General features: G+C 64.4%; 22 protein-coding genes. 8 read left to right on the forward strand and 14 right to left on the reverse strand.

Annotated features, from left to right (window positions below):
* Positions 1-6: 6 nt before the first annotated feature.
* Positions 7-690, reverse strand: coding sequence for a hypothetical protein (locus AB0J47_RS06460; protein ID WP_364341201.1), 684 nt, complete (start codon positions 688-690; stop codon positions 7-9).
* A 330-nt stretch (positions 691-1,020) separates the two neighbouring features.
* On the opposite strand from AB0J47_RS06460, the gene AB0J47_RS06465 reads away from it, so the two are divergent.
* Entirely contained in the window at positions 1,021-2,136 is a 1,116-nt protein-coding gene (locus AB0J47_RS06465) for an MspA family porin (protein WP_364341203.1), read from the forward strand.
* Between the two features lie 111 nt (positions 2,137-2,247).
* On the opposite strand, the gene AB0J47_RS06470 is transcribed toward AB0J47_RS06465, so the two are convergent.
* The 3 genes from AB0J47_RS06470 to AB0J47_RS06480 form a co-directional block, all read right to left on the reverse strand.
* On the reverse strand, positions 2,248-3,495 hold the full coding sequence (locus AB0J47_RS06470; protein WP_364341205.1) for a hypothetical protein: 1,248 nt from the start codon (positions 3,493-3,495) through the stop codon (positions 2,248-2,250).
* Positions 3,496-3,502: 7 nt separating this feature from the next.
* Entirely contained in the window at positions 3,503-5,296 is a 1,794-nt protein-coding gene (locus AB0J47_RS06475; protein WP_364341207.1) for a hypothetical protein, read from the reverse strand.
* Between the two features lie 65 nt (positions 5,297-5,361).
* Entirely contained in the window at positions 5,362-6,402 is a 1,041-nt protein-coding gene (locus AB0J47_RS06480; protein ID WP_364341209.1) for a DUF2235 domain-containing protein, read from the reverse strand.
* 297 nt (positions 6,403-6,699) lie between these two features.
* Here AB0J47_RS06480 and AB0J47_RS06485 point away from each other — a divergent pair, with 297 nt between their 5' ends.
* The gene (locus AB0J47_RS06485) at positions 6,700-7,266 is read left to right on the forward strand and encodes a hypothetical protein (RefSeq protein WP_364341211.1); all 567 of its coding nucleotides are present in this window, start codon (positions 6,700-6,702) and stop codon (positions 7,264-7,266) included.
* 102 nt (positions 7,267-7,368) lie between these two features.
* On the opposite strand, the gene AB0J47_RS06490 is transcribed toward AB0J47_RS06485, so the two are convergent.
* Together AB0J47_RS06490 and AB0J47_RS06495 are read right to left on the reverse strand one after the other, a co-directional pair.
* Positions 7,369-8,232 carry a hypothetical protein gene (locus AB0J47_RS06490; RefSeq protein WP_364341213.1) on the reverse strand — a complete coding sequence of 288 codons (864 nt, stop codon included), beginning with the start codon at positions 8,230-8,232 and terminating at the stop codon, positions 7,369-7,371.
* 354 nt (positions 8,233-8,586) lie between these two features.
* Positions 8,587-9,237, reverse strand: coding sequence for a TetR/AcrR family transcriptional regulator C-terminal domain-containing protein (locus tag AB0J47_RS06495; protein WP_364341215.1), 651 nt, complete (start codon positions 9,235-9,237; stop codon positions 8,587-8,589).
* Positions 9,238-9,374: 137 nt separating this feature from the next.
* Here AB0J47_RS06495 and AB0J47_RS06500 point away from each other — a divergent pair, with 137 nt between their 5' ends.
* Entirely contained in the window at positions 9,375-10,859 is a 1,485-nt protein-coding gene (locus AB0J47_RS06500; protein WP_364341217.1) for a long-chain fatty acid--CoA ligase, read from the forward strand.
* A gap of 107 nt (positions 10,860-10,966) precedes the next feature.
* On the opposite strand, the gene AB0J47_RS06505 is transcribed toward AB0J47_RS06500, so the two are convergent.
* The 4 genes from AB0J47_RS06505 to AB0J47_RS06520 are packed head-to-tail and all read right to left on the reverse strand — an operon-like array spanning position 10,967 to position 12,927.
* The gene (locus AB0J47_RS06505) at positions 10,967-11,338 is read right to left on the reverse strand and encodes a hypothetical protein (RefSeq protein ID WP_364341219.1); all 372 of its coding nucleotides are present in this window, start codon (positions 11,336-11,338) and stop codon (positions 10,967-10,969) included.
* Positions 11,335-11,820: a roadblock/LC7 domain-containing protein gene (locus tag AB0J47_RS06510; RefSeq protein ID WP_364341221.1), complete on the reverse strand. Its 486-nt coding sequence runs from the start codon at positions 11,818-11,820 to the stop codon at positions 11,335-11,337. The genes AB0J47_RS06505 and AB0J47_RS06510 overlap by 4 nt, the downstream gene beginning before the upstream one ends.
* Positions 11,817-12,569 carry a hypothetical protein gene (locus AB0J47_RS06515; RefSeq protein ID WP_364341223.1) on the reverse strand — a complete coding sequence of 251 codons (753 nt, stop codon included), beginning with the start codon at positions 12,567-12,569 and terminating at the stop codon, positions 11,817-11,819. Before AB0J47_RS06515 ends, AB0J47_RS06510 begins: the two co-directional genes overlap by 4 nt.
* Entirely contained in the window at positions 12,559-12,927 is a 369-nt protein-coding gene (locus AB0J47_RS06520) for a hypothetical protein (protein ID WP_364341225.1), read from the reverse strand. Before AB0J47_RS06520 ends, AB0J47_RS06515 begins: the two co-directional genes overlap by 11 nt.
* Positions 12,928-13,422: 495 nt before the next feature.
* Here AB0J47_RS06520 and AB0J47_RS06525 point away from each other — a divergent pair, with 495 nt between their 5' ends.
* Complete coding sequence (locus AB0J47_RS06525) at positions 13,423-13,764, forward strand: hypothetical protein (protein WP_364341227.1); 342 nt, start codon at positions 13,423-13,425, stop codon at positions 13,762-13,764.
* Between the two features lie 3 nt (positions 13,765-13,767).
* Here the strand turns inward: AB0J47_RS06525 and AB0J47_RS06530 are convergent, their stop codons facing one another.
* Entirely contained in the window at positions 13,768-15,102 is a 1,335-nt protein-coding gene (locus tag AB0J47_RS06530; protein WP_364341229.1) for an aspartate aminotransferase family protein, read from the reverse strand.
* 86 nt (positions 15,103-15,188) lie between these two features.
* Between AB0J47_RS06530 and AB0J47_RS06535 the strand changes: the two genes are divergently transcribed.
* Positions 15,189-16,109: a LysR substrate-binding domain-containing protein gene (locus tag AB0J47_RS06535; RefSeq protein ID WP_364341231.1), complete on the forward strand. Its 921-nt coding sequence runs from the start codon at positions 15,189-15,191 to the stop codon at positions 16,107-16,109.
* Positions 16,110-16,307: 198 nt separating this feature from the next.
* A complete protein-coding gene (locus AB0J47_RS06540) occupies positions 16,308-16,457 on the forward strand; it encodes a hypothetical protein (RefSeq protein WP_364341233.1) in 150 nt (49 codons plus the stop codon).
* 15 nt (positions 16,458-16,472) lie between these two features.
* Here the strand turns inward: AB0J47_RS06540 and AB0J47_RS06545 are convergent, their stop codons facing one another.
* Positions 16,473-16,691, reverse strand: a complete 219-nt coding sequence (locus AB0J47_RS06545; protein ID WP_364341235.1) for a hypothetical protein — start codon at positions 16,689-16,691, stop codon at positions 16,473-16,475.
* 58 nt (positions 16,692-16,749) lie between these two features.
* Between AB0J47_RS06545 and AB0J47_RS06550 the strand changes: the two genes are divergently transcribed.
* Positions 16,750-17,517, forward strand: coding sequence for a hypothetical protein (locus tag AB0J47_RS06550; RefSeq protein ID WP_364341237.1), 768 nt, complete (start codon positions 16,750-16,752; stop codon positions 17,515-17,517).
* A 9-nt stretch (positions 17,518-17,526) separates the two neighbouring features.
* On the opposite strand, the gene AB0J47_RS06555 is transcribed toward AB0J47_RS06550, so the two are convergent.
* Positions 17,527-18,462, reverse strand: a complete 936-nt coding sequence (locus tag AB0J47_RS06555) for an alpha/beta hydrolase (RefSeq protein ID WP_364341238.1) — start codon at positions 18,460-18,462, stop codon at positions 17,527-17,529.
* Positions 18,463-18,508: 46 nt separating this feature from the next.
* On the opposite strand from AB0J47_RS06555, the gene AB0J47_RS06560 reads away from it, so the two are divergent.
* On the forward strand, positions 18,509-18,907 hold the full coding sequence (locus AB0J47_RS06560; RefSeq protein WP_364341240.1) for a MerR family transcriptional regulator: 399 nt from the start codon (positions 18,509-18,511) through the stop codon (positions 18,905-18,907).
* A 143-nt stretch (positions 18,908-19,050) separates the two neighbouring features.
* Here the strand turns inward: AB0J47_RS06560 and AB0J47_RS06565 are convergent, their stop codons facing one another.
* Positions 19,051-19,383, reverse strand: a complete 333-nt coding sequence (locus tag AB0J47_RS06565; protein ID WP_364341242.1) for a hypothetical protein — start codon at positions 19,381-19,383, stop codon at positions 19,051-19,053.
* Positions 19,384-19,406: the final 23 nt, after the last annotated feature.

Below are 19,406 nucleotides of genomic sequence, written 5' to 3' on the forward strand. Positions count from 1 at the left end.
CCGTTTTTATCTCGGCGAGGTGGTGGGGGCGCCGGATCCATCGGTTGAGCCGTCCGCTAGCGGGAGGGGCGTGGTGATGCCCACTATCGCCCCGACCGACGCCCCGAGCACCCCACCGAGCAGGGCCGCGGGTCCGGCTACGACGGCGACGCCGACGGCTGCGCCGAGGAGCGGGCCGACAACCAAGCCGGTCGGCATGAAGGGGATACCGGCGACGAACCCGGCGGCCGCGCCGACCATTCCGGCGGATATCGCGACGGGCGCGGAAACTCCAGCAGCGATGCCTGCGCCGATTCCCGCACCGACGGCCGCGTCGACAGCGGTGATGGTGCATCTGCGGGGATCTACGGGGACGTGCTCGCAGAGCGCCTGGATCGGCTCCTGATCCACGGCGGGCGGCGAGCCCGGCGCGTCCACCGCCTCGACCCGGGTCCAACTGTCGGCGGCGAGCGGATTCACTCGGCCGACAGCTCGATCGCCACGGCGCGTGTCGACCAACGGTGCGATGTCGACCGGCGACCGGCCGAGTAGATCGAGTTGGGCCGGCAACGGGAAAGGACTTTGCCCCTGCTCGTGCTGCCTCAGCGATAGCCAGTCCGCTGTCGTCGGTGGCGTGACAGGTGCTTGCGCGGTGACGTCCGGGGATGCGTTGGCTACTCCGGTTCCGAAAAGAACCGCCAGTGGCAACATGCTCGCAATCAATATTGGACGTGATCCACGCCTACGACCGGCTTCCGGCATTCCGTACCTCCTGGACGTCTATCTATTGGTGATTGTCGACCTCGAGTGTTTGTCGCATGCTGCGGCGCAGTTAGCTTAAGCGGCCCGCACAGCAGCGCCGGGGCGAATTGTCGAATCCTGTAGCAAATCCGTGGCTCGCTGTAACCGGTGCGCGACACGCCCGGCCAACTGAACGCAGCGGGCCAGCGCACCGCTACGATTGCCAGTCGTTAGCTATTTGAGTCTGTGCAAGCGATTTCGCCGCCGTTGGTGTACATCCGATTCGAAACAGGACCAACTATGCGACCTCCATCCGTCGTTATCGCGACCAGCGTGGTCGCGACCGTCCTGGCTGTCGTGGTGCTGTGGCCCGGTGGCACCGAGCCGAGCCGAGCGCAACCGCCGCCCAGTGCGGACATATCCGGCGCCGGAATTCACCTGACAGCATCGGTGGACAACGTCAGAGTGGACCCACCCGGCGACCGGACTCCGACCTACCTCATGACATTCGCGCATGCCGCGCAGTTGTCCGGCGACTACTCGCTGAGCGTGGAGGGCGCTGCGGTGACGTCCGGGCAGGCCGTCGCAGGGTTCGTCCTCGGCTGCGCGATCAGTGTGGATAACGGCTTCACCGTCGGAATCGATCCCAATCAGGGGTTGTTGGCCAGTATTTCCCCCGAGTTCAGCCCGGCGAACGTTGCCGCCCGCCTGCCGATTGCGACGTTCGCGCCGGTGCCCACAACGCCGAGTGTGACGCCCACGCCGGTGCCGAGGCCGATTGCGACGCCCACGCCGGTGCCTACAACGCCTAGTGCGACGCCCACGCAGGTGTCCACAACGCCGAGTGTGACGCCCACGCAGGTGCCAACACCGAGTGCCAGCACCGCGTCCCGAAGCGCCGCCGCCGCGTCCCGAAGCGCCGCCGCCGCGTCCCAGAGCGCCGCCGCCGCGTCCCAGAGCGCCGCCGCCACGTCCCAGAGCGCCGCCACCACGTCCCAGAGCGCCGCCACCACGTCCCAGAGCGCCGCAGCCACCTCGCCGAGTATCGAAACCACATCCCCGAGTATCGAAACGACAACCCCGAGTATCGAAACGACAATCCCGAGCATCGAAACGACAACCCCGAGCGCCTCCCCGCCCAGCGCGAGCCTCGGACCGACTGTCGGCGGGACCCTGGGCCTGGCAGAGGTACTGGAAGCCACTTTGGCGCCGGGCCAGATCACCACCGTCACGACAGTGACGGCCAACCTGGACGACAAGACTGTGTTCCCGTACCACTTCATCTTCAACAACGCCGCGTTGAACGTCGGCCAGTGTGCCTCACCGGTATCGGCCGTCCCTTTCATAACCGCCTCGGTGGGTACCCCGGTGGGGATTACGCAGACCACGGCCTACGGCAGCCAGTTCGTCTTCTGATCCGATTTCGCTGGTTTGAAGGGCCCGGCTCGGCGTCTTCAGCCGCCTCGAGCCGGGCACTAGGTGGTGCAGCCGCGTCGGGGAGAACCAATGCGCCCGATGGACGCTGGCTCAGGCTGTGAGTGTCACTTCGCTCCACAGGTCACCATTGACGGCGATTTTGCCGGGGACGACATCGGGGGACTCGTCGGCTCGTATGACGGTGTGCTCGTGACTCACCAGCGAATCGACCAGCGATTTCTTCGGAATGGTCTTCGCCCATCGCTTGACGAGTCCGAATGGAATCATCGCGTAACCGTCTGTCTGCCAATCATTTTCGACGAAACGCCGGGGCGTGGCATTGTGCGAACCGTGATGTCCGACCTTGTAGAAGGCCAGGCGGGAAACGAGATCGACATTGCGTGGATCGGACAGGACGTGCTCCCATGCGCCCTGCTGTGCGTCGCCCGGGAAAAGCAGCCTGGTTCCGGCGATATCCAGCACGAAGAAGACGCTGGTGTTGTTCACCGCGTTCTCCAGAACCGAGGCGGCGCGCAGCAGTCGATCGTCATCGTCGACGAGTTCGTCCAGATCCAGCGCCGCCTTCGCTTGAAGCAGGCGGCCCGGCAAGGGAGTCCGCGCGATATAGCGCCGGTTGAACAGCGGTGTCGGCCCGCCGTCGGTCGCCGCGGACGCGCCCGCGCGTACCAGGGGCCACGATTGCTTCGCGGGCGGATCCATGCGCTTCAGGAATCGGGCATCGCGCGGCGGTCCGAGGATATGCGCGAGCAGCCCGACGCGATCCACGGCGATCGTATTCTCGGATTCGTTCTTGCTCGGCAGGTACCGCACCCGGTGAGGTGCGGCGAATCCGCTGAAATTGCGGCCGAGGAGACGATCGGTCGCGGCGGCATTGCCCTGCGAGTTCACCGCGAAGGCCTGCGCCTGTTCGACGGAGGTCGACATGCGATGCCCGTTGCCGCGCTGTTCGATGAGCGCGAGCAGACCGTTCGCGGCCTCGACCTGACCGCTGCGGATTCGTCGCGCGTCTTCGTCATCGGGATCCTCGACGAATGGCACCCACACCTCGTCCACGCTCACCTGCTCCCACTCCCGGCAGGCGAATCCGGTGATGTGATCGGCGTGGTGATGGGTGGCGACCACAATGTCGAGATGCGGTCGATGGTGCGGATCGGCCGCGGTGAGGTCGGCGATGATGGCCCGCACGGAGTCACGTATCGGGCGCGCCTGGCCCTGGCTGTGCACGCCGCAGTCGACCAGCATGCGCCAGGTTTCATTGTTGCGCCGCACGGTCACGGTGAAGGCGTCGCCGAATCCGACGTTGTACATCCGGATGGCAATGGTTGTCGGCGTTGACATGTCGCACCTACTGATCTGTTTGCGCGTGGATAGCAGCGAAGTCGAGGCGGTGGATCGCGTGCTCGGCGGTCCATGCGCTCAGTGCGTCGTCGGCTTCCAGTCGGTCGAACCATTCCCGCATCGCGGCCAGCCGCAGCTTGCCCGCTCGGTGGAACGTGATGGCAGTGTCGTCAGCCGCCGACGATTCGTCGCTGAACGGCAGCGGCTTGGCGATCACGTAGTCCACACTCCCGTCGGCGCTGACGACGAGCGCGGTTGCGGCGCGGATCACCGGTTGTTGCTTGCCTTGGCCCGCATCCTCGAGATCTGCGCGACGCTGCAGCAGCTGAATGGCCAATTCGGGACGCGGCAACCGGTCACCCGCCATTCGGTACGAGACGTGGATGCCTTCGCAGCTGATCTTGAAGTTCGGATCCAGCCCGATTCGGGCGGCATTCGAGTCGGCCCAGCCGATGAGCTCTTGGGCGACCTGCTCGAAAACCGAACGCCTGGTCGAGGAGTCGTCCCGACCGGAGGTGCCGTTGCCGTCGGGTACGGCGGGGGTACGCAATTCGCCCGGAATGCCGATCGGGTCCAGGTCCTTCGATGCGGACAGGATGACCCGGGACAAATCCACCTGGTGATCGCCGTCGCCGAGGTTCAACCGGGTGTCCGGCCGCTGCCAGACCAGCGCTTCATCGGTCAGTGAGGTGACACTTATCGGCCAGATGCCGCGCCGCCGCAGCGCCTCCACGAGGGTGCTGCGCAGGTGTTGCCGGTCCTCCGGATAGAGTCCGCGATCCGCGGTGACGATCGCCCGGACGACATCGCCGAAATTGACGTCCAGTACCGGGAGGTAGTCGAAACTCCGCACAACCATCCCGAGCATTCGATCCGCGGTCTTGACCGCCTCGTCCGCGATCCGAGATACCAGATCAGGGTGCAGACGACCCGGCGGTAGAACTCCGGTGCCGCCACTGGCGATCCGCAGCAGGTCCGCGATCGAGTTCTGGTAGGCGTCCAAGTACGCGTCGAATACCGCTGCGACGAAACACGCACCGCGTTCGTGTGGCTCCTGTGCCGCGCGAAATCGTTCGGGCGTGCGACTGCGGTCCTCTATCGCCGAACGCAATGCCGCGCCGCGTCCGGTGGATTCACCGAACTCCCTCGCCAAATCCAGCAGTCCGGCGCTCTTCTCGAGTTCTCCCGACGTGGTCGCGATTGCGTTGAGGACCACGTCGCGGTGGGCGAAATGCTGGAACAGCGCGATCAAGTCGGCGACGGCCTCGTGCCAGGCGAAGACATCGCGGTTGGTCCCTTCGTTGTACAGCCGCCGGATTCGATGCACGATCGCATGCGTCACCTCATGCGCGATGATGTCGCTCGACAGGCAGGTGAAGATGACCTGTCCGGGCAGATTCGCACCCGGATTATCGGCATCGGCTTGGTAGTAGCCGAATAGCAAGGCGCGGCGGCGCGGATCGAAATAGGCGTTGCGCCCCTCGAAGGCGTGCGGGACCAGACGCAGGATCTGGTCGCGGTGCCACCGGAATCGACGTCCCATGAACCGTTCGAACCGCTCGATCACACTCATCGCGACCGCGTAGACGACCTGTTGGTGCGCACGGGGGTCACTTTCGGTCGGACGAAGTCCGTCCTGCGCCAATATGTATGGATCGTTGAGGTCGACCGGCTCGTACCACGCGTTACGGCTGGCGTCGAAGTCGACCACCTGCACGAGTGCGCCGTCGGGGCCCGGCCCCCGGATGTGTTCGAACGGAATATCGAGGGTGAGGAACTGGCCGGACAGACGCGTGGACATCGGGTCGAATGCGAAGGTACGCAGCCTGCGTCGAGCAGGCGGACAGATTCCGTTCGCGTACTCCGCTAAATTCGCAGTTTCGTCCATTGTTCGTCCTCCCACCTGACATCTCGGGGGATTCGTTTTCCATACGTCGTGTCGCTCTCGCACCGTGACCGCACGCTCGCGTGCACCCGAGCACCCGCGGGAACCTTGCGTCGGTGGTAGGTGAGCAGGGCCCAGATCCAGCCCATCCGGTGCACGCTGCCGTTCGCATGTGCGGGGCTTATCGCGCAGGTATCCAGGTACGCCCCGGCGCGCAGCAGCAATCCGGCCTCGAGCGCACCGTCGGTGATCCACTTGAGCGCGATTTCGGCCAGCTTCGGATCGTCCTCGAAGGTGCCGCCGACGTCGGAGTGGACACCGGCGAACCAGGCCTCGGTGAGAATCGGCCGGTTTCCCTTCGGGGTGACCAGATATTCCTCATATGGACGACGCTTCTCATCGATCGAAACGGCATGGTGCGCCTTCACCACATTGGGCACCTGCCGGGTGAAAGGCCATTTGAGTTCCCAGCGCAGCAGTCCGGCCGCCTTGACCGTGTCCCATACGCCGAGGAATTCGATAGGAATCGAGAAACTGCCGTCGGTGGACTTCGAGCAGAAGGTGCGGGCGTATCGGCGAAGTTCCGGCCAGTTCGTGGTCTTGCGGGTGTAGGCGCTGACGACGTACTGCACGAGATTCTCACTGCCCGGACGCAAGAGGCCCGGCTCATGTAGTAGTCCGGCCAGCGCTCGCGCCGTATACGCGCCGCGGCTGAAACCGAATATGAACACTCGGTCGGCCGGCTGCCAGTGCGCTATTAGATAGGAGTAGGCCTCGGCGAGATTGGAACGCAGTCCGCTGCCGACCGCCAGCCCCAGCACTCGGGACACCCACCGGGCCGGTGGCGTCCAAGCGCCCTGAGCGCTGAACGTACCAACGCCCGGGTCGTAGTACGCGATTTGTTTCGTGGCATCGCTCAGGTCCAGCATCTCGAACAGGCGGACCACATTCGTGCAACCGCTGGCGCGGACCTGATTGCCTGTTCCGTCGAGACAGATGACGATGTTCTTACCGGTGGACACCCAATGAGTGTGGGCTCATCGAGCACGGAAGTATCGAGTAGTGCGGTACCTGACTTTCGCGCCGATCGGCGATCGATTTTCCGGCGTTTCGTCGGCCCTTGCATAGTTCGACCGGCACTCGGCCGAGAAATGGAATCGACCCCTCGACATGTATTCGAAGGGAACTGGATTCGCATATCCCTAGGGGGTGAAAACCGACTCCGATCCCGGAAACAAGTTATCGACATCAATCAAATCGGCGGAGCATCATTATAGCTATCCGGTGCCGTTTGTCGGGGAACGTCATGGAAATCGGAAATGATTGGAAGTCCAATGTTCGTCAAGAAATTGATAGCGACCGCCTTTATGGCCGTCGCGGCGACCAGCATAGCCACCGCCACCGCACATGGCGAGGGGATGCTGACCGATGTCAGCCTCAACGCTGCGGATGGCCCGATCGCCTACACAACGACCCTCGCAGCCGACCACACCAGCGCGCTGGTGAGCCTGGCCTCCGGCAGATTCATCGTCGCACCCGATGCCATCACGGTCCTCGCGGACAATGGCGCGGTAGTCGGCAGCATCCCGACGACACTGCGTACCGAGGCCGGACAAAGCCTCGCAGTGACACCGTCGCTGGACAGCACCAGCACGCAATTGACCCTCACGCCGGTCGGCGGACCGACAACTGAGGCTGTCAACTCCCAGAATATGCCCGGCGTGCACCAGGCCTGGGGACCGATTTCGATCACAGTCGGCGCAACCATCGGTTGCTTGGTCGGCGTTGCGATCGGAATCTGGTTCTTCCTGGTCGGCGCCATCTTCGGATGCGCGATCGGCGCAGCCATAGGTGCGGCGATCGGCTTCTTCTCGCCGTTCCCGTGATAGGTCGCGCATCGGAGATAATCGAACACAATGCAAGCGGGCCGGGCGCCTATTGGCCGCCCGGCCCTCTTGTGTCTGCTGCTCTCGTTGCGCGCGTGGGCGTTACCTGGTCAGTGCCGTTTCGCGGGCCGGTGGGCGGCGGGCGGCTGTCCTGGTTCGACGGACCATTCGGCGGCGCACCTGGGGGTCGTAGACGGCCAGGTCATCGTCGAAAGCCAGTTGTTCCCAGAGGAATATATTGGCTTCCGACGTCTTCTGGTCGGACGGCTCCGACGGATTTTCCGCTGCGGCGATATTCGGCTGGGGAGCCGAGATCAGGCGAACTGTGAAGCCTTGTTTGCGCAGGCTCATGGCACCGGCGGCCAATGCGGCAGCACACGCGGTTATGGCGCCGAGCGTCGCGGCGAAATCGAGACCAGCGCTGGCAATTCGGTGCTCACCGCCGAAGTCCGTTGCCGAATTATCACCGAAGAGCCAGCTGAAAATTCCGGTGCGGTTCGCGGATTCGGTGATTTCGCGCAGCTCCGGCACCTTGCCGTTGAGGTAGGCCAAGGCGGCGAGCACGAAAAGGGCGGCCGCACTGCTGCAGCCGAGCACCAGGTAGGAAAGCAGCCGGTTGCGGACCCGGAAATACATGACTGTCGAAACGACCGTACCGGCGACCGCCAGGGTGGTGAGGACGGCCCAGGTGCTGCTGATGCTCACCACGGATTGGAATGAGCCGGTGGTGAATCCGTCGATTCGGCCGAAGGCATTTGAGCTGACGGTGCCGTTCGGCCCGGTTGCCGAAATCCAGGGCTGGAACAACAGTAGGAAGGTGAGCAGACTCAGACCCGGGGCACATAGATAGCCCCAGTCGGATCGTAGGTCGAAACGTTGTGCGGTCACCTCGCCGATGAGATCGTCATCGTTCTCGGGGCGACCGAGCTGAACATCTTTTTCTTGCCAAGGCGTTGTGTGTGCCATTTCTAACCACGCCTGCTGTGCCACTTCCGGATTCGAGGAAGCGGACGCTGCGGGGCATGTCCTCCTGGGACGAATAATAGGAATTGGTACAGACGACATCGTCTGTTAACAGGAAGTTACGTTAGGACTCCGCGGTCTGTCGGGCAACGTGACCCCATGCACACGAAGCTTGTGAAACAGCTGTGATCCGAGTGTCGCCGGTGCAGACGAATTCGATGAAACTTGCTCTCTCGTAGGCGTTTTCGCGGCCCAAATATCGCCCACGGCGCTGCGTCGGTAGGGCCTCGACGATCGCGCCGGTTGTGACCCGATAGACAGACGCCTCGGGATGCCTACCAGCGCATCGGGATCGAGCTATCCGCTGCGCACCAGCAACCGGTACCGACCCTCGAGCCCATCCAGCAGCGATTCGAGACCGACCTCGAATGCGTCCCGATCGATTCGCAACTGCCGCTCGGCGAGCAGATGCGCCTCGTTCAGGTGCGGATACTCCTCGGCATAGACCTCGGCGTCGGCGGGAAAGCCCGCGGCGAAGGAACCGAGCGAAGAACCGGTGAGGAAATAGCGCATGAGCGTGCCCACGGTCGTGGCCTCCCGGCGCGGCCAATTCGCCGCGACCAAACCGCCGAATACGGCATCGGCGATCCGTAATGCATTGGGCCGGAGGCCGGGGCCGCTCGCCAGTGCCGGGACGATATTGGGATGTGCGGCGACCGCGCTCCGATAGGAATGGGCCCAGCGGCGCAGCGCCGATCGCCAGTCCGGATTATCGGCCGAAAGTTCGCCGAACATCGAGGTATCCACCTCGCCGAGCACGGAATCGACCACCGCATCGATGATTTCGTCCTTGGTGCCGACGTGGTTGTACAGCGATGGTCCCTGCACGCCGAGTTCGGCGGCGAGGCGGCGGGTGGAAACCGCCGTCAGCCCATCCGTGTCGACAAGGGCCAATGCGGTCTCGATGATGCGCTCGTGGGTGAGCAGCGGTCGGCGCGGTCTGGCCATCTATCGCCTCCTCTCGGCGCTCGCATTCTTGCAGCAGCGCATAAAACTTGCGTCGCTAGTTTTCATCCCGTACGGTTGACCGAAAACTTGCGCTGCTAGTTTTGGAGAGCGATGACAAGATTCACCGGGCAGGCGGCATGAACGCGACACTGTCCTTGGCGAGCGTCCTGGCCGAACAGGCGAGACGGCGACCCGATCGGATCGCACTCATAGAGGGCGCGCGGCGGATCACGTTCGCCGAGCTTTGGCACCGGGCGCGGAGCCAGGCCGCCGCGTTGATCGAGTTCGGTGTGCGGCCGGGCGACCGGGTGGCGCTGATGTGCCCGAACACCGCCGAGTTTCCGGCCGCCTACTATGCGATTATCGCCGCGGGGGCGGTGGTGGTCCCGGTGCATCTGCTGTTGACCGCGGGGGAGGCCGAGCATGTGCTGCGCGACAGCGATGCCCGCCTACTGGTGTGTCATCCCCGGTTCGCGGAGGTCGGTCGAGCGGCCGCGACAGCTGCGGAAGTGCCGCTGGTCGAGCCGAATTCCCTTGATGCACAACCTATCGCGAACTACATCACGCGACGACCCGAGGATCCGGCCGTGGTGTTCTACACCAGCGGAACCACCGGCCGGCCGAAGGGGGCCGAGCTCAGTCACCTGAATATGGTGCTGAACGCGACGGTGAATGCCTTCGACGCCAATGATGTTCGCAGCGATGATGTGGCGCTCGGCGCGCTGCCGTTGTTCCATGTATTCGGTCAGACTGTCTCGATGAATGCGACCTGGCGGGCCGGCGCCACCCTGGTGCTTTTGCCACGCTTCGTGGCGGCCGAGGCGATCGGTCTGATGAAAGCCGAGAGCGTCAACACTTTTCACGGCGTACCGACCATGTATGTCGGTCTGATCGGTGCCGCCCGTGACTTGTCGGATCCGCCGCTACTGCGGTTGTGCATCTCCGGTGGCGCATCGCTGCCTTCGTCGGTGCTGGAGGCCTTCGAGGAGGTCTTCGGTGCGCGGATCCTGGAAGGCTACGGGCTGTCGGAGACCTCGCCGACGGCGGCGGTGAACCAGCCCGACTTCGGTGTGAAACCGGGGACGGTCGGACATTCGGTGTGGGGTGTGGATGTGGAGATCGCGGATCCGTCCGAAACGAAGCGGATTGCACTGCTGCCCGCCGGTGAACTCGGAGAGGTGGTCATCCGCGGCCACAATGTGTTCAACGGGTACCTCGGGAAGCCGGAGGTCACGGCCGCGGCGGTGGTCGACGGCTGGTTCCGCACCGGTGATCTGGGTATCAAGGATGCCGATGGCTATCTGACGATCGTCGACCGGATCAAGGACATGATCATCCGCGGCGGGTTCAATGTGTACCCGACCGAGGTCGAAGAGGCGCTACTTCGGCACCCGGACATCGCGGCGGTCGCCGTCATCGGAGTGCCGGATGAGACCTATGGCGAGGAGGTTTGCGCAGTCGTCGTGCCCGCGGCTGCGGTGACCGCCGAAGATGTGATCGCTTACGGGCGTGCGCATTTGGCCAAGCACAAGTATCCGCGGCGGGTCGAGTTCGTCACGGAACTTCCGCTCGGGCCCAGTCACAAGGTGCTCAAACGAGAGCTCAAAAGGCAGTTTGTCTGAAATTTCTTGTGCCAGCGATCCGGCATCCGGATTCGGTGTCACCTCGACGCCGGGCGGTGCGGTCGAGGTCCACACCGCTCGGCTGCGAAAGGTGTTGCACCGCAGGGTCACACCTCGAGGTCCTCTTCGATGGACTTGAGGCGGTGCCGAGCCAGCGCGAGATTCGCTCGGCCGCGGTCCAGGGCGATGTAGAGGAACAGGCCCTTGGACTTGCGGCCGGTCATCGGGCGGATGATGTGGTACTGACCGGTCAGCGTGATGAGAACATCCTCGATATCCTCTTTGATCTGGAGCTGTTCGATGGTCCGCAGCTTGGCGCGCACCACCTCGGTATTGCCCGCCGCGGCGACCTGCAGATCCAGGGCCTTGGAACTGCCGAGCATGCCGAGGGCCATGCCGCTGCCGTAATCGACGACGGCGGCGCCGATCGCGCCGTCTATCCCCATCATGTCCTTCAGCGCCAGATCCATATTCGTCATATCGGTTCCTTTCGATCGGTTTTCCAGGTCCGGTCTTTTCCGGAGTCGGTGGCGCTCAGGTGATCGGCGATGCCGCGGGCGACCGGGCGCGATTCCAGGTGCAGGCGGCCGACATTCACATCGGGTCCGGCGAGCACCATCAGCGAGGACCAGCCCGCCGCGTAGATCACCACGTGCCCGCCGCTGCCGTGCACCACGACCTCGTGGAACCCTCCGCCGTGCACGGTGGCGGCCAGCTGATACGACAGCGACAGATGGGCCGAGGCCAGCGCGGCCATCCGGGTCGGCTCGATATCGGGAGGTAGATCGTGTGCGACGAGCAGTCCGTCGCTGGAGGCGACGAGCGTGCCGATCAGATGAGGCAGACGATCGTGTAGCGCCTTCAGCTCCGCCAGCACCGCCGCATTCGGTTCGGGTCCGGACATCGCCACCTTCGTCCACCTTCCCATCAACTCGCCGAGCAGTTTCTTCCGCGCGGTCACGCAAGCTCCTCCAACGCCGCGCGGAGGCGGACGAGCACATCGCGATCGACCGGCTCCCAGCTCTGCGGTGCAGCGACCTGGGCCTGGCGCACCCGGCGCGGGAGGAATTGCCGCGGCTCGGTGCCCAGATCGGGCGGCTCGATCAGCCCCGCCGCGGTCAGCTCCCGCACCGCGACCAGCGCGCCATAGCTGGTTCGGCCGAGGTCGCGGGCGATGCCGGTGACGCTGCGCCTGCTGTCGGCGGCGGCGAGTACCTCGGTCTGGCCGCCGCTGAGCGTGACCCGTCTGCGCCGGACGCGGCGCACCGGCACGACGGGAGCGCGGTCGACCAGTTCCGCGGGCCATGGTTCGACGTCCGGGTCACCCCGCCGGGCGCATTCGTGCAGCAGCACCTGCGGCGGAATGTGGCAGACCGGGGCCAACCAGTGCGGCGGCGCCGATCGGAATTCGGGAACGACCGGCGTGGCCAGCAGAAAGTAGGCGGCGTCGAAGACCGACAGCAACGCCAGGGTTTCCAGTCGCGGCAGGATCGGTACACCGCCCGGACCGCCGGCTGCGGCCAGTTGCCATTCCGCCGCGGTCGCCACACCCGCCGCGGTCGCGAGCCGTTCCAGATCGGTGGTGCGCAGGCAGTCGGCCGCGGTTATCGCGCCGTCCGCGAGGTGAAATGCGCCATCGCCCGCGCACAACACTCCGGTGCATCTTTGCTTTTCCAATCGCCGCAGTTCGGCCGCGACGTCAACGACCATCGGCGTCCTCGACCAATTCGCCGAGGATTGCGCGGAGTCGAAATCTCGCGATGGCCAGATTTCCGGTGTCCTCGTCGAACAGCACGTGAACGAAAAGGCGACCGTCGAAGTCGCCGTTCACCAGATTCAACAGGTGATAGCCGCGGGTGCCGCAGACGATGATCTCGGTGAGGTCGTCGTCGCGATCGGTCGCCAGCGCCGGACAGCCGAGCACCGTGCGGACCACATCGGTGGTGGTGGCGGCGTCCTCGTGTTGATCGACGAGGTCGTGCCGTCCTGCCGCGGCGATCGCCAGACCGCTCGCGCTGTCAACCATCGTCACACTGCGCGCACCGGGAATGTCCATGATGCGTTTCAAGCAGTCGTCGATACCGATCACCGCGCCCGGCCTATCATTTCGGGGATTCCAGCGGTCCAGACGCTACACAGTGCGGACGGAGGATGGAAGGCGAATTCTTCAGATTTTTGGACGGGTGACGCATTTCCGCCGGGTGCGCGGGTAAGAATACCCTTCGGTATCAATACCTTTCGGTATGCAAATATCATGCGAGCTGGATATGGTGCAGAATCATCACTTTTCGATATTCGGTGACCGAATACCATTCGGTATTAATCCCTGTTGATGCCGAGGCGGCGAGAGTTGCTACGGCAGCGGTGCATCGGAATTTCGATCAGCAAACGTGTATGTCCAGCATAGCTACTGTCTGGCGAACGCTCGGCCAGGCGGCCCAACTGTGCGGGCGACGACGAAGCCCGGGTGGCGTTCGGGACGCAGCTGCGCCCGGATGCCGGGGCACGGTTTGGCGGGCACTCAGGACGCGACGGGGGGCGATCGGCACCTACACTGGCCCGCATGTCTGTGCCACGGATGCTCGCATTGTCCGCGTTCGCCCTGCTTATACCGCTTGCCGGGGCGGCTTGCTCGTCCGAAGGGGCCGGGTATAAGTCCGAGTGTCAGGTCAGTGGTTGTACGGTCACGTTCAAGCGTGGGGTGAATGCCAAGGCGAGTGTGCTCGGGGTCGAGGCAGAACTCGTTGCGGTGAAAGGCAATACCGTCACGTTGAAGGTTGGCGGTCAGCAGGTCGATATTCCGGTTGGGCAGACCCAACCCGCCAATGGGCTCAGCGCCACGGTGCAGGACGTCACCGATGACAAGGTCGTGGTTCGGCTCACCACCGGTATCAACGGAAATTGATCTCTAGCCGTCGGTGACGGCGTCGCCGATGGCTTGGTCGAGGATGGAAAGGCCGAGGGCCAGTTCGTCTTCGCTGGTGGTCAGCGGCGGGGCGATACGGAAGACGCCGCCCATTCCTGGGAGCTGCACGATATTCATGTGCAAGCCGAGTTCCAGGCAGCGGCGCGTGACGAATGCGCCGAGTTCGTCTGAGCCCTGCTTGGTTTCGCGGTCGAGGACGAGTTCCAACCCGACGAGCAGACCGCGGCCTCTGATATCGCCGACTACGCTGTGCCGCTGGCCGATTCGCTCCAGGCCGCGACGGAGAAACATGCCCAGTTCCGCGGCACGCTCGTCGAGACCGTCGCGAACGAGGACATCCAGCACGGTATTGCCGACCGCCGCGACCAGCGGATCCGAGACGTGGGTGGTGAAGAACAGAAACCCGCGATGATGTGCCCGCTGCTCGATTTCGGCACTGGTGATCACGGCCGCGAGCGGCAGTCCCGCGCCCAGCGTCTTCGACAGCGTCAGGATGTCCGGGACGACGCCGTCGCGCTCGAATGCGTACCAGGAGCCGGTGCGGCACAGACCGGTTTGCGCCTCGTCCAGGATCAGCAGCATGCCACGCTCGCGACACTTGTCCCGCAGCGCGGCGAAGTAACCGGGTGGCGGTTCGACGACGCCACCGGAACTGAGAATCGGCTCGACCAGGCAGGCCGCGAGGCTCCCGACCGACTGCGCATCGATCAGATCGAACGCGAAGTCGAGTTGCCGCCGCCAGTCGAGTTCGCCGGCGACCGTGGTGAAATCGGGACGATACGAATGCGGCACGGGGATGGCGAAATTCCCCGGTGCCGCAGGGCCGTAGCCCTTGCGTCCCGCACTATAGGTGGCACTCGCCGCCGCTTGCGTCATACCGTGCCAAGAGCGCGCGAACGACACGATCTCGTGCTTTCCCGTGACCAGCTTGGCCATTCGGATAGCGGCCTCATTCGACTCCGCACCGGTGGTCAGCAGCAGAACCTTCGCCAGCGGTTCGGGCAAGGTCTCGGCCAGTCGCCGGGCGAGGTCGACGACCGGGCGACTCAGCATGCCGCTGAACAGATGGTCGAGCTCACCGACCTGGCGTCGGACCGTGGCGACGATATCCGGGTGTGCGTGTCCGAGAATCGCACTCATCTGCCCGGAAGTGAAATCCAGTATCTCCCTGCCACTTTCGGTGTACAGGAAGCTGCCCGCGGCGCGAGTGATGATTTCGCGGGTGAATTCGCCAGCGCCCGCATAGCGGACGAGGTGCCGATCGGCATCGGCCCAGAAGTCGTCGGTGGACAGTGCTGCGGAGGTGGGGGCGGCCATATTCCGACGGTAAGGGCCGTCCGAGCATCGGGTCCAGCTCACATTTCCGGCTGTGCTGTTCGGCTCGGCCGCACAACAATGGATCCATGTTGAACCCTTGGCGACTGCGTCTGCTCAGCCAACTCGACTCGCTCGGCACCGTCCGTGCGGTCGCACAGGCGGCTCACCTCAGCGCGTCCAGCGTGTCCCAGCAGCTCGCGGTGCTGGAGGCCGAAACCCGCACCCAGCTGCTCGAACGCACCGGTCGCCGAGTCCGGCTCACCCCCGCCGGGCTGATGCTGGCCCGCCGCGCAAGGACCATCCTCGATCAGATGGACGGCGTCGAGGCGGAGTTGCGCAGCCTCGGCGAGGAACCGGTCGGGTCGGTCCGACTCGGCGCATTCCAGAGCGCCATCCATTCGCTGTGCGTGCCCGCGGTGACGCGCCTCGCGCAGACGCATCCGCATCTCGATGTCGAACTGGTCGAACTGGAACCGCACGAGAGCATGCCCGCGCTGCGCGTCGGCGACGCCGACATCATCATCACCACAACCGATTTCGTCGAACATCCGCTCGGCTCGGATGTGGATATCGTGCCGTTGGCCACCGATCCGATCGTGCTCGTCCTGCCACCGGAGCGCGCCGCCCGCGGGCCCGCCGATCTCGCCGCCTACGCCGACGAGCCGTGGGCATTCGATATGCCGAAGTCGTATATGGCGAATCTGGCCACCCGGCTGTGCCGCGAATCCGGATTCGAACCGCGGGTGGTTTGCCGGTTCAGCAACTACATGATGACGCTGCAGCACGTCGAAGCCGGACTTTCGATCGCCATGCTCCCCGGCTTGGCGGTCGATCAACGCTATCGCGTCGCGACCCGGGAACTCGCCAATCCCGTCACCCGCACGATCACCGCAGTGATTCGCCGCGGTGCGCCGCCACGTGCCGCCGTCAATCTGGTGCTCGAGGAGCTGCGTCGGATTCGTGAGCTGCCGGTCGATCCGCGCCTATCGACGACTTTTCAAGCGTGACAGCGACTTTCGGGTGCTACATCCACCTGAGCATGCTCGAATCTGTCTTGACCGCAGGCGGCGTCATCGCAGCGAATCTGCTGCGCACATTAGATGGCTGGCGCATAGCCGAACTTGCGAACCGCGTAATCCGGCGGACGGGCTCACTTCGGAAATATGGCGCAAACCTGATAGGGCTATCGTCGAACTATGGGCGTTATGGGCGAACTGTTCCCCGGGCAGAAGCTGGCCGATGAAGGCAGCGAGGACAGCGATGGGCAGGTGCACCGTCCGCGCGTCGAGATTGATCTCGACGCCGGTGTGGTGCGGCTCGGTCCCACTGCGAAGTCGACTGATGAAACCGAATAAGGACTGTGCCGCAGGTCAATTTCGCTCGGGTAACTCGCGTCCGTCCGGCCCGCAGACGTCGGTGCCGCTGATGGTCTGAATGACCGGTTCTCGATCGGCCCCGGCTTGGTCCAGTGCTTGGGCGAAGACCTCGGGTGGTTGGGCGCCGGAGACGCCATATTTGCGGTCGAAGACAAAGACCAGGACGGCTCCGGCGCCCAGTTGCGCGGCTTCCTCTACCAGATCTGTTCCCACCGATCGAGGTTCCCACTGGAGGTGAGTTCGCGTGTTCTTCGCCACTTAAGCTGAGCTCATGGAGCAGCCGAACTCCTCCCGAGCTATCACATCTCGACACGGGACCGCTCCGGCGAGGGCGAGACAGACACAAGGCCGCGCCGCGGAGCTGGCGGAGCTCCGGGCGCGGCTGGGACCGCTCCGATGTTATTGGGGCCACATACTGGCCGCGGTCGGCAGTACGGCCACACTCATCCTGCTGTTCCAGTCGTGGATTACCGCACAGGGGCCCGACGGCAAGGTCGCCGCCAATGCCTTCGGTCGGCTCGAAATAACCACGAACTACCTGAACGTCTGGTCGCAAGCGAAGCCCAAAACCCCGTCGGTCACCGGCCTCTGGGCCATTCTCGCCAGCGCCGCCATCATCATCGCGCTCTGCGCCATCGTGCTGAACATCCGTCTTCGCACCGAATTCCTTGCCCGCCTGACGACCTTTTCGCTGGCATGTGCCGCACTTTTCGTCGTCTTCTGCCTGATCTATCTCAATGGCAAAGGCGCCGAACTCAAGGCGATGACCGGTCGCACCTATGACCTGGGCGGCCATATCGGACAGATACTGAACTGGGCCACCGGTAGAGGCAAACTCGTCGTCCCGGGCACCGGTACCTCCAACTACGCATCCGCCGGTCTCACCCACTGGGGATTTCTCGCCGTGGTGACCTCGCTCGGTTCGACCATGGCGGCCGTCGCCCAATGGCTGCTGGTGCGTCGCGCTTCCGACAATCCGCTCCGACTGTCCTGGCGAATGCCCATTGTCGTTTCCCGAGCATCCTCGAACGACACCTGAGGCAATTGTCTACCGAGCGAATGCCTTCCGCAGTGCCGTCGCCGCGTCGAGCCGGGCACGTTTGCTGTCGTCGAAGGGATGCCGGACGAATTCGTGGATCATCCCGGGATAGCGGGCGACCGTAACCGGAACCCCTGCCTGCTCGAGGCGCTGGCCGTACTCTTCGCCCTCGTCGCGCAGTGCGTCGTATTCGGCCGTGACAATCAGTGCCGTAGGTAGCCCGGCCAGGTCGGGGGCAAGCAGTGGGGAAACCCGCGGGTCGAGTTTCTCCTCGGCATTGTTCAGGTAACCGTCCATGAACCAGTGCTGGGCGTCGCGGCTGATATTGCCGTACTTGCCCGCGAACTCCGTGATGCTGAAATTCGTTCTGCGGAAATCGAGATCGGGATAGATCAGCAGTTGGAAGGTCAGCGCCGGACCGCCGTTGTCGCGTGCCATGTGCGCGACGACCGCCGCCAGATTGCCGCCTGCGCTGTCGCCGCCAACGGCAATGCGAGTGGCGTCGACACCGATGCTCGCCGCATGCTCGGCGACCCATTGTGTCGCGCTGTAGCAAGCGTTGGGTGCTGCCGGAAACTTGTGTTCGGGAGCCAGGGGATAGTCGACCGAGACGACGACACATTCCGCACCGTTGGCCAGACTGCGGCACAGTCCGTCATGGGTGTCCAGATCGCCGAGCATGAAGCCGCCGCCATGGAAGAACACCAATGCGGGGAAGGGGCCTTCCCCATCCGGGGTGTAGATACGGAGCTCGCCTATGCCCGGGACGGTTCGGTTCTCGACATTCGCGACGGGTTCCGGTTCGCCGAGTAGGGCGATCTGTCGGCGCCATCCTTCGCGTGCCTGCTCCGCGGTGAACGTGTGCACCGAGCCGAAATCGGCACGGGCGAGACGGTCCAGATAACCCTGAACTTGGGGGTGCAGCTCTTCTCTTGTTTCGCTCATTAGCCTATCGTCTGACTTGAAGCATGCTTCAAGTCAAGGAGTGATGATGCTCGATATTGCGGAAGTGGCCGCGCGGTCCGGATTGGCGCCGTCTGCGCTGCGCTACTACGAGAAGCGTGGGCTCATCGAATCCGACGGACGCAACGGTCTGCGGCGCACCTACCGGCCCGAGGTGATCGACCGCCTGGCGCTCGTATCCTGTGCTCGCGCAGCGGGTTTCACGCTCGCGCAGATCGCGCGATTCCTCGTGGCCACGCCCGCGGATGCCGAACTGCGCCGCCATATGGCGAAGAAGGCTCAGCAGTTGGACGAGGACATCGCTCGACTCGCTCGCATGCGCGACAGCCTCCGTCATGCCGCCACCTGCGCCCACCAACCGCTGGTCGAGTGCCCCGACTTCAAGCAGACGTTCGGTTCGGTGCGGGCAGCGAGCAGCGGGTCGTAATCCGAAATTCGCTGACGGGGTGGGCGACGCTGGGGCGGTGGCCGCCGACCCACCCGAAACAGGGCCCGGCGAGTACGACTCAGCCGGACCCTGTTTCGGCGCGACGTCAGGTGGCGCCGACCCCTCCGCGGCGCCAACTGCCGTTACGCGGCCGGTGTGGTCGGTACCGCGATGCGGCAGTTGGCGCCGGCTTGCCGACGGTCTCGTTCGACGATGCGGGCGTGCAGCAGCACGACCGCCTTGGCCAATTCGAGGCCGAGGTCGGCGGCCCGGATAGCGGCGATTTCCATGGCGAGCACGTAGTCTTCGGGATCCGGATCGCTCAGGGTCTCGTCGAGGACCATGCCGGTCATGGCCTGCGTCCGTGTCAGTATTCGGCCGGGCAGCCAGCTCAAAACCCAGCCGCAGCCGGTGTAGCGGGCGGTTTCGGGGGTGATGTCGCTGGTGATCAACCAGTCGGTCAGCCTCAGTGTCATGACCCCTCCCTTGGTCGATCGAA

Origin of the sequence: Nocardia sp. NPDC049737 (assembly GCF_040674755.1) — a bacterium.
GTDB lineage: Bacteria > Actinomycetota > Actinomycetes > Mycobacteriales > Mycobacteriaceae > Nocardia.